9 protein-coding genes are annotated in these 10,423 nt (G+C 48.5%); all 9 read right to left on the bottom strand.

The genetic code is table 11. From position 1 onward, the window contains the following. Positions 1 to 558, bottom strand: a 558-nt coding sequence (locus AC1WIP_RS05995) for an MraY family glycosyltransferase (protein WP_481140977.1), incomplete at its 3' end; no start/stop codon positions are given. Positions 559 to 570: 12 nt separating this feature from the next. Then, complete coding sequence (locus tag AC1WIP_RS05990) at positions 571 to 2,304, bottom strand: peptidoglycan D,D-transpeptidase FtsI family protein (RefSeq protein WP_481140976.1); 1,734 nt, start codon at positions 2,302 to 2,304, stop codon at positions 571 to 573. Between the two features lie 94 nt (positions 2,305 to 2,398). Next, positions 2,399 to 4,678, bottom strand: a complete 2,280-nt coding sequence (locus AC1WIP_RS05985; protein WP_481140974.1) for a penicillin-binding transpeptidase domain-containing protein — start codon at positions 4,676 to 4,678, stop codon at positions 2,399 to 2,401. Positions 4,679 to 4,684: 6 nt separating this feature from the next. Then, on the bottom strand, positions 4,685 to 5,194 hold the full coding sequence (locus AC1WIP_RS05980) for a cell division protein FtsL (RefSeq protein ID WP_481140973.1): 510 nt from the start codon (positions 5,192 to 5,194) through the stop codon (positions 4,685 to 4,687). A 21-nt stretch (positions 5,195 to 5,215) separates the two neighbouring features. Further along, positions 5,216 to 6,157 carry a 16S rRNA (cytosine(1402)-N(4))-methyltransferase RsmH gene (gene rsmH / locus AC1WIP_RS05975; protein WP_481140972.1) on the bottom strand — a complete coding sequence of 314 codons (942 nt, stop codon included), beginning with the start codon at positions 6,155 to 6,157 and terminating at the stop codon, positions 5,216 to 5,218. 26 nt (positions 6,158 to 6,183) lie between these two features. Next, positions 6,184 to 6,615 (bottom strand): division/cell wall cluster transcriptional repressor MraZ, encoded by a 432-nt coding sequence (mraZ, locus tag AC1WIP_RS05970; RefSeq protein WP_481140970.1) that lies wholly within the window; start codon positions 6,613 to 6,615, stop codon positions 6,184 to 6,186. 258 nt (positions 6,616 to 6,873) lie between these two features. Continuing rightward, positions 6,874 to 7,746: a prolipoprotein diacylglyceryl transferase gene (gene lgt / locus AC1WIP_RS05965; RefSeq protein ID WP_481140968.1), complete on the bottom strand. Its 873-nt coding sequence runs from the start codon at positions 7,744 to 7,746 to the stop codon at positions 6,874 to 6,876. A gap of 175 nt (positions 7,747 to 7,921) precedes the next feature. Then, complete coding sequence (gene ychF, locus AC1WIP_RS05960) at positions 7,922 to 9,019, bottom strand: redox-regulated ATPase YchF (protein WP_481140967.1); 1,098 nt, start codon at positions 9,017 to 9,019, stop codon at positions 7,922 to 7,924. A gap of 79 nt (positions 9,020 to 9,098) precedes the next feature. After that, entirely contained in the window at positions 9,099 to 10,283 is a 1,185-nt protein-coding gene (locus AC1WIP_RS05955; protein ID WP_481140966.1) for a tyrosine-type recombinase/integrase, read from the bottom strand. Positions 10,284 to 10,423 lie beyond the last annotated feature (140 nt).

The following is a 10,423-nucleotide window of genomic DNA, read 5'->3' as shown; positions in this document are numbered from 1 at the left end:
CACAGCGATAATTAAGGTTACGCTACCGGCCAGGCCATCCAGGCCATCCGTAAAATTTGCACCGTTAACGGTTCCCAGAACCACAAAAAATAAGAGGGGCAGATTCCAGATACCCAAATCCAGGTATCTGCCCTGCATCCAGGGCAGACGCATGGCAAGACTCACATCCGTATAATGCAGCAGATAATAAGCAAAAATGCCCGTCACTGCCACCTGCCCGGCCAGCTTCTGCCAGGGATAAAGACCTGTGGAACGCCTGCACACCACCTTGATATAATCATCCAGAAAGCCTACCAGCCCGAAGCCTACCGTGAGAAACAGAACCGGCGCCGTCTCTGGATATTCCTCTATGGAAAAGAGAGTGGTAACCACCACACTCAGGAGGATCAGTATGCCGCCCATGGTGGGTGTCCCTGTTTTTTTCAGATGTGTTTTCGGCCCGTCGTCCCTGACGGTCTGGCCGCATCCTAACTTTCGTAAAAAAGGAATCACAATCGGTCCTGCCGCCGCGCTGATGGCAAAGGATACGATCACCGATACAACACTGGTATTGCTCATAGCCTGATCCTTTCATTGATTATACCCCATTATCCCCAAATACGGAAGAATATTTTCAAAAAGCTGGCGTACAATGGGCGCCGCCACCTGTCCTCCGTAATAAACGCCCTGAGGGTTGTTTACGATGGCCAGGGCGATGACCTGTGGATCGTCTGCAGGTGCAAATCCGATAAAGGAAGCGATATAGCGTCCGCTGTTCCTGGGAAGGGTCTGGCTGGTGGCCGTCTTTCCCCCGATGCGGAAGCCTTCGATTTTACCGTTTTTTCCGGAGCCCTCCGACACTACCATTTCCAGCATATTTCTCATAATGGCGCTGGTTTCCTCCGACACAATGCCTTCGGCCACAGGATATTCCAAAACCGAAAGCACCTCTCCTTCCTCGTTCAGTGTCTTTACCCCAAAATGAGGCGTCACTCTGTTTCCTCCATTTATAATAGAAGAAGCGGTGGTAAGCAGCTGTATGGGAGTAATCTGGAAGGACTGGCCGAAGGCTGACGTCGCCAGCTCCACATTTCCCATATCCTCCTTTTTGTGCATGATAGTCCCCGCCTCCCCGGGAAGGTCGATTCCCGTTTTCTGCATCAGGCCAAACTGTTCAAAGTACTTGTAATAATTGTCCACCCCCAGCCTGAGCCCCACAGTGATAAAAACGGGATTGCAGGAATTCATGGTGGCCTGAACAAAGGTCTCCGCTCCATGTCCGGCCACCTTATGGCAACGGATTTTCCTGTCGTCCACCATAATAAAGCCAGGACAGCTGAAGGTGCTCTCCGGTGTCACCACCCCCTCCTCAAGTCCTGCGGCAGCCGTTATAATCTTGAAGGTGGAGCCCGGTTCATAGGTATCGTTGATACAGCCGTTTCTCCAGACAGCATTCAAAAAATTCTGCTTTTCCTCATCAGTCAGGTTCTCTCCTGCATCTGAAATTTCGTAGGGATCGTTCAGATCAAACTCAGGCACATTCACCATAGCCAGCATTTCCCCGTTCTTTGGATTCATGACCAGAATGGATACACTGTCCGCCTCCTTGGCGGCCATGGCCTGCCTTGCCAGCTGGGTGGCATAGGACTGAATGTTTACATCCATGCTGATCACAAGATCATTTCCGTTTATGGGTTCAATGCGCCGCTCTCCCGAGGTTTCCACCTCTATGCCCTTTGCATCTGTCACCGTCAGTATGGTGCCCGGTTCTCCCTTCAGAATTTCCTCATAAACCACCTCCAGTCCGATGATTCCCTGATTGTCTCCCCCTGTAAAGCCAAGCACCTTGCTGGCAAGCTCTCCATAGGGGTAATAGCGCTTATAATCCTCATCCACCTTCACCCCGGCCAGATCATATTCCCGGATTTTGTCTCCTACGTCTTTGTCCACATTGCTTTTGATGCGCTCAATGGAAGAATATTTCTCCACTCTTTTCCTGACGTATTCCTCCGACAGCCCAAGCTCTCTGCTGAGTACTTCGATCACCTCCTCAGGCTCCTCCACCTGATTATGTATCACAGATACGGTGCAGACCGTCTTATTATCCGCTAACACCGTCTGATTGCGGTCCAATATCCTTCCTCTGGCCGCCTTGATGCTCCGCTCTCTTTCGTGCAGCTCATCCGCCAGCTGGGAATAATGGTCGGCGCGCCAAACCATCAGATAAACCAATCTGGCAAACAAAAGAAGAAATACCCCGGCACAGATGAAAAATACCACTGTGATTTTTTTTCTATGAAATATTTTGTTATTATTCGTAAGCATACGAAACCTCATAAAAAGGGCTTTAATACACTGTATTCCCAATTTTATGAGGTTATTCAATCTTTCGTATGACCTTTTGGCCCGGGATTCCTTTTTAAGGTTCTCCTGTATCCTGGCCGCTGTCCGGGTTTACCAGATTTTCATTTACCGGCCCGTCCGCCCCCAGCGCCGACTCATCCGGGTCGATTACCTCTCCCGTCTCTTCATCAATCTTCTGTCCGGTCTCAGGGTTTACCCGATATCCCGTATCAGGGTCAACGGGATAGCTCATCCACACAGGCTCCTCCCCGTTTTCCCCTTCTGTCGTACCGTCCTGGGGATTTTCCTCCCCGCTTTGCCCGTCCTGGGTATCCTCCAGAGCGTCCTCCTCGGGCGTCTGGGTATACTGAGTGGTGATCTCCAGCTGCTTCTCATTCAGCTCTGCAATCTCCGCCTCGCTCAGCTCCTCCGTCATGAAAATATTCAGGTAGGGAAGCACTTCCGTCAAAATATCTCTCACGATGCCCGTTGCAAATTTGGCGTCATCCTGCTGTTCGGCATTCGGTCTGTCCACCACCACATAGATGGCAATCTCAGGGTCATCCGCAGGGGCATAGCCGATAAAGGAAACCACATATTCGTCCTCAGAACGCTTATGCGTGTTTTCATCAATGGTCTCCGCCGTTCCCGTCTTTCCCCCGATGGCATAGCCCGCAGGCCTGGCGGTTTTTCCCGTGCGCAGGTTTCCGCCCTCCTCCATGACAACAGCCCGGCAGTACTGCCTGATTAACTCCGAGGTAGATTCGGACACCACCTGCTTTAATACCCGAGGCTCAATGTTTTGTACGGTAGCGCCGCTTGCATTGGTAACCTTATACACCATATGGGGCTCATAATAATAGCCGCCGTTGATCAGGGAGCAAAAGCCTGTGATCATTTGAATCATGGTCACGTTAAAATTCTGCCCAAAGGAATTGGTTGCCAGATCCGCACTTCCCATATCCTCCGCTGTATAAATCAGGCTGGCTGTCCTTGCCTCCCCGGCCAGATCTACATTTGTCTTAAGCCCGAAGTTAAATATCTGCTGGAATCTGCAGAATTCCTCCACTCCCATTGCCTGTCCGATTTTCATAAGGGCTACATTGCAGGACCAGGCTATGGAATCCTGAACGCTTACAATGCCGTCCCCTCCCCTGGCGTAGCTGTGGCATTTGATCCTATGTCCTCCCACCTCCAGGGCGCCGTTGCATTCAAAGGTGCTGTTTGCCGTGATAGAACCGTCCTCAAGGGCCGCCGCCACCGTAAAGGGCTTTGCGGTGGAGCCTGGCTCGTAGGTGGTGGTAATACAGAAGTTTTTCCACAGATTATTCAGATTCAGATAAATTTCGTCCTCGCTCATGGCGGCAAGGGTCTCTTCATTGATCACCGTATCGGTCTTGTGAATCTCGTAGTATCCGTTTGCGTTGGTGATCTGCTCCACCTTGATGGAACCCAGCAGACTGTCCGTATTTCTCACATCGTTCAAATCATAGGTGGGGTAGCTTGCCATGGCCAGAATATTTCCCGTGTCCACCTCCATGATAATGCAGCCCAGATTTTCTGCGCCGTTTCCTTCCCGCACCGCATCCTTGTATTCTTCGTTGAATTGTTTTAAATATTTTTCCACAATGCTCTGAATATTTGCATCCAGTGTGCTGTGTATGGTATTTCCGTCCACTGCTGCCTTGATGGTTCTCTCCAGATTAGAATCGTCATTGAGATAACCATACTCTCTGCCGTTGATGCCGTTTAGCGTATCGTTATAATACTCCTCCAGGCCGTAGGTTCCCACGTTATCGGTGGTGGTAAAGCCAATCACATCCGCCGCCAGGGAGCCATTGGGATAAACTCTCTTGTATTCCTCTTCAAACCACACGCCCCTGATATTGGAGTTTTCCAGGGCAGCCGCCTGAAACCCGCTGATCTCCTCATAGGAAAGCTGGCGAAGGGGCACATACCAGGAGGAATTCTCATGGGTAGTCACATACTCTCTGATAGCGCTCATGTCCAGATCAAAATTTTCTCCCAGGGCCTGCAGGGTGGGCTCCAGATATTCCTCTCTGTCCAGCATCACCTTTGCGTCAATGACCAGGTTGTACACCTTTTCGCTGACAGCCAGCTTTGTGCCCTTGACGTCCACAATATCTCCCCGTCTGAAGGGAATTGTGGTGGAATCATAGCGCTGCTGGGAAAGCACCTGCTTTTGATACTGGGTTCCATTTTCTCTGGTAATCCAGATCAGCCTTACGCTTAAGCCTGCAAAAGCCAGCAGTACAAACAGGAAAAGTACCACCAGCTTCTTCTGCATTTTTATGGAAAATTTCTGTAGTTTCTTTGCTTTTTGTTCCTTCACCATGCACCTCTAATTACCGCTTTCCGACACCTTGCGCATGGAGTCATTTCCCTCTGCGGCATACGTGATAATCTGCCCCTCCTTCGCATAGGTCATTCCCAGCTCCCCTATGGCCACGCGCTTGATTTCCTCCAAATCCACGCTGCTGGTAATCCTGCTGTACTCCTCATCATTGGCAAGTTTCTTGGAATTCAGCTCACTCTCCAGGGATGCAATATTTTCTACCTTGTTTGTAAGCTCCGCCTGCATCTGTATGTAATTCACCAAAACAAAAGCTGCCGCACACAGCGCTGCCACCAAAAATACCACATAGCCAAAATTCATGTGTCTGGCCTTGTCCCTGTTCTTTCTGACCTCATGGCTGAGCTGTCTCTTGGGCTGTTCTTCAAGCTGCCTTTGTATATCAAGCTTACGCGCAGTATTTCCGTACACATAAGAGCCCTGTGCCCTTCCTGTTTTCTGTCCGGTTCCTCTATTTCTGTTTGTATAGGTTGTGTTTCTTCTTGCCGTCTGCGCCATATCAACCATCCGCCTTTTTGCCTATATTTCTTCCTTCCCCTTCTCAAACACTCTCAGCTTTGCACTCTTAGAGCGCGCATTCTGCAAAAGCTCCTGCTCCCCGGGAAGAATGGGTTTTCTCGTGATTACTTTTCCCCTGGATTTTTTCCCGCACACACACACCGGAAACTCCGGCGGGCAGGTACAGGGGTTTTCATTTCTCTTAAATGCAGTCTTGACGATTCTGTCCTCCAGGGAATGAAAGGTAATAATGCAGAGCCTCCCTCCCGGATTCAGCAGATCAATAAAGTCATCCAGAGAATTCTTAAGCACCTCCAGCTCTCTGTTGCACTCAATGCGCAAGGCCTGAAAGGTCTGCTTGGAGGGATGGCCCTTCTGCCGCATCTTCGCGGGGATGGCTGCCTTTATAATCTCGTTGAGCTGATAGGTGGTCTCCACAGGCCCCTGCTCTCTTGCCTTCACAATATGCTTGGCAATATTCTTCGCAAAGGGGTCCTCTCCGTAATCCCTGATAATATGGAAAAGCTCCTGCTCTGAATAATTGTTTACGATGTCTCTGGCCGTCAGGTTCTTTCGTCTGTCCATACGCATGTCCAGGGGGGCGTCAAACCGATAGGAAAATCCTCTGTCCGCCTGGTCAAACTGATGGGAGGAAACCCCTAAGTCAAGCACCACTCCATCCACCTTTTTTACTCCCAAGGCCGAAAGCGCCGCTCTGGCATTGCAGTAGTTGTCTCTGAGAATGGTAACCTTGTCCTGAAACTCTGAAAGCCTGCGTTCTGCGGCTGCAATGGCTGCATCGTCCTGATCAATGCCATACAGATGCCCCCTCTTAAGGCGCCTGCAGATTTCCAGGGCATGTCCGCCCCCTCCCAGAGTGCCATCCACGTAGATGCCGTCCGGGTTTATGTTCAGCCCTTCCACCGTTTCCGAAAGCAACACCGAATAATGTGAAAATTCCATAGGCACCTCCCTTTTATCTGCCGTCATCAGATGGTAAGTCCCAGTCCTTCCATGGCAGAGGCGATGTCATCCATATCCGCATCTGCGTTCATATCCTCCCACTTTTCCTTGCTCCAGATTTCGATGCGGCTCCCCACGCCAACCAGTACTACGTCTTTATCCAAACCGGCAAACTCCCTTAAGGCTGCCGGCAATAGTATTCTGCCCTGCTTGTCCAATTCCACCGTGGCAGCTCCTGCCAGAAAGAATCGTGCAAACTGTCTCGCTTCCTTATTAATTAATGGCAGTGAGGTCAGTTTTTGTTCAAAAGCGTTCCAATCGTCATTTGCGTACACAAACAGACAGCCGTCCATTCCCTTTGAAACCACAAACTCTTCTCCCAGAGCTTCACGGAATTTAGAGGGGATGATCAAGCGGCCCTTGGCGTCTACCGTATGGTTATACTCGCTCATGAACATACCATCACCACCAGTCAAAAGCAGATGTATATTACCACTTTGTGACACTTTGTACCACTTCCACCCACTTTTACTATTGATTTTAATATAAAATACTGCATTTTACAAGCCAAATCAACCAGAAAGTTTTGACACAAAGCGCGCAAAAAAGCGCCTTGCAGATGCCTGCAAGGCGCTTTTATACAAGATATTGTATGTTCAAAAAATCCGTTCTACCAGATATGTCTTTTTTGCCTCATTTTATTTTCTTAAGATTTCTTAAAATTTTTTTTGTTTTTCTTTCTTATTTATCCTGAACCGAATAGCTACATCCGCAATCACGGAAAAAACAAGCAGACACAATGCCAGAATCTGGGAAACGGCCAAATCCGTCCCCGGTATCAGCAGCTGATCCGTGCGCAGACCTTCAATGAAAAATCTCCCCAGTCCATAGCCCCCCAGATAAAACAGACACATTTCCCCCTGAAATTTTTTGTGCTTTCTGTAACAGAGCATCAGGATCAGGATCATCAGATTCCAGGCGCTCTCGTAAAGAAAGGTGGGATGCACCTGAATATAATTGGTCCCTTCCACAATATGCGCCGCAATATTCTCCGAAATATCACTGCTCCGCACCGCTTCCATGGGCAGGCGCATGGCAAAGAGGCTGTCCGTATACTCTCCAAAGGCCTCTCTGTTCATAAAGTTCCCCCAGCGTCCGATGATCTGTCCCAGAATCAGCCCCGGCACACAGGTATCCCCCATCTGAAAGGGATTTAGCTTCTTTACCCTACAATAAATAAAAAGCGTGAGAAAGGCTGCAATGACGCCCCCGTAGATGGCCATGCCTCCCTTTCTGGTATTGAAAATACTGAGCAGATCATTCTTATAGTTATCCCAGGAAAAGATCACGTAATAAAGACGCGCGCCAATCACGGAAAAAATCACGGCATAAATGGCAAAATCCCAATATACATCCGGATTCTGTCCCGTTATCTTGGCCTGGTGGACCGCCATCAGTATGCCGGCCAGCACCCCGATGCCTATAATCACACCGTAAAAAGCAATGGAAAATCCAAACACGGTAAATGATTTCGGCACGTTTTCCAAGTATATCCCCAGATGGGGAAAGGCAATATCTCCTGCATTCATAGACAAATCCTCTTTTCTGTGTCACACGATAAATAGGTAATTGGGAAACTCGCTGACAAAGTCATGAACCTGGTCATAATAACCAAAAACGGGTTCCGAAGCAGTGGCTAGTCACCCTTATTTTGGTTATTACGTCCAGTTTCTGATACCACGGAGCGAGTTTCGCAAACGTCTATCATACGTTAAAGCGGAACAGGATCACATCCCCATCCTGCACCACATAGTCCTTGCCCTCCATCCGCACCAGACCCTTTTCCCTGGCCGCAGACAAGGAGCCTTGTTCCAGCAGGTCCTCATAATTTACTACCTCAGCCTTGATAAAGCCACGCTCAAAGTCGGAATGGATTTTGCCCGCCGCCTGGGGCGCCCTGGTTCCGGCCTTGATGGTCCACGCTCTGGTTTCATCCTCCCCCGCCGTCAGGTAGCTGATCAGGCCAAGGAGGGAATAGCTTGCCTGGATCAGCTTCTCCAATCCCGACTGCTTCAGGCCCAGTTCCTCAAGAAACATGGACTTTTCTTCCTCATCCAGCTCCGCAATCTCCTGCTCAATCTGCGCGCAGATCACAAACACCTCACTGTTTTCTCCCGCAGCAAATTCCCGCACCTTTTCTACCATTTCATTGGAGGCCCCGTCGTCAGCCAGATCCTCCTCTGACACATTGGCCGCATAAATCACCGGCTTATATGTAAGCAGGTTGTAGGAGCGCAGCAGGGCAAGCTCGTCCTCATCCTCTACAGTCATGCTCTTTGCCATTCTGCCGCTCTCTAAATGCTCTCTTATGCGCTCCAAAAGGGCAAGCTCCTTCCCAAGGGTTTTGTCCATTCTGGCCGTTTTGGATACCTTGGCATATCTGCGCTCCAAAATCTCCAAATCCGAAAAAATCAGCTCAAGATTTATAGTTTCAATGTCGCGCAGAGGGTCCACGCTGCCATCCACATGAATCACATTGCTGTCCTCAAAGCAGCGCACCACATGCACAATGGCATCCACCTCTCGGATATTGCTTAAAAACTGGTTGCCAAGCCCCTCTCCCTTGGATGCTCCCTTTACAAGACCGGCGATATCCACAAACTCTATCACTGCCGGCGTCACCTTCTTTGACTGATACATATCCCCCAGCAGCTTCAGCCGTTCGTCCGGCACCGCCACCACACCCACGTTGGGATCGATGGTGCAGAAAGGATAATTTGCAGATTCCGCTCCCGCCTTCGTCAGAGAATTAAACAGTGTGCTTTTTCCCACGTTGGGCAGACCGACGATTCCTAATTTCATATCTATCTTTACCTATCCAGAAAGCCTTGGTTTTACGGGCTTTCTGCCTTTCTCTTTATTTTGTTTACGCCCTTTTTTCTTAACTGGCGGGCGTAGCTGCTTCAAAAAGCTGAACAGCTTTTACCAGTGATTCGTCCGTAACATGAACATATCTGTCCATAGTTGTTTTAATACTTGCATGACCTAATAATTGCTGCAAGACTTTTGGCTGCATACCGCGTTCAATCGCGCGGGTGGCATAAGTATGACGTAACGCGTGCATACAGAAGCGTTTTATCCCGGCTTCATCACACAACTTATAAAGATGTGTGTCATAGGAGCTGTTCTTTGCGGGTTCACCTGTTCGCCAGTTGATAAAAACCAAATCGTGCATGATAAGGCACTTCTTTTCTCCCGTTCGGCTGTCTGTGTATTCTAACACTTGCGATAGCGTTTCGGCTTCTTTTCGGCTGTCTTTTTCGTCATAACAGCTTTTAAGAATGGAATATGCCTTTTCAGTAAGTGGAATGGTTCGATAGCTTTTTTTCGTTTTAGGTGGCCCTGCCCGCCAGTAACCTTGCTTATGCCGATACTCTAAACTTTTGTTCACGGTCAAAGTACGTTTCTTCCAATCTATGGAATCCCATGTCAGCCCAATCAATTCAGCCGTTCTCAATCCCGTTTCCAACAATAGGGCGTATTGTCTATAATTGTGGGAACGCTTTGCCACTTCAAGGAATTTCTCTTGTTCATCAACCGTTAAATATTTAATATCATCTACCGCCCGAACGGGTTTTGTGTATCGGACACCGTTCATAGGGTGTTTTGCGATAATATCATTCATAACTGCTGATTTAAACAGGGTTCCCATTGTGATGTAAGCCTGTCGGATAGTTGAGCCTGCATAGGTTGTTTCCATTCGATTTAAAACCGCTTTACAGTGCATGGGCTTTACGTCGCCTATACACATAGCTCCAATTACGGGTTGAATATTCCATTTGTAACGCTCTCTATAATTTCTTTTCGTATTCGGAGCAAGGTCACAAACGATATTCCCAATCCAATAATCGAACCACTTGTCTACTGTCATATCTGGTGCAGTGACAATTATACAGTGACGTTCTTCGTATCTCGCGTCAGCAAGCCAGTTTTTCGCTTCCGGCAAAGTTTCAAAATATCTTTCCTGCCGTCTGCCATCCTTACTATAAAATCGTGTGAAATATAAACCGTCCTTTCTTTGGCAAATACCTTTTCCACACTCTTTGCCTTTTAAATTTTTTCCCATTGTACGGACTCCCTTCTTAACTTAAAAAGAGTCCAACGTAACTATAAAGTATAGCACAAAGACTCCATTTTTTCAATCGTAACCGAAAAATCTTCAGGGTTGTTTTGTAGGTTTACAATACATGTGTTACAACTGAATAA

Source organism: Acetatifactor sp. (genome assembly GCF_982438285.1).
This window is presented reverse-complemented; position numbering and strand designations above follow the sequence as displayed.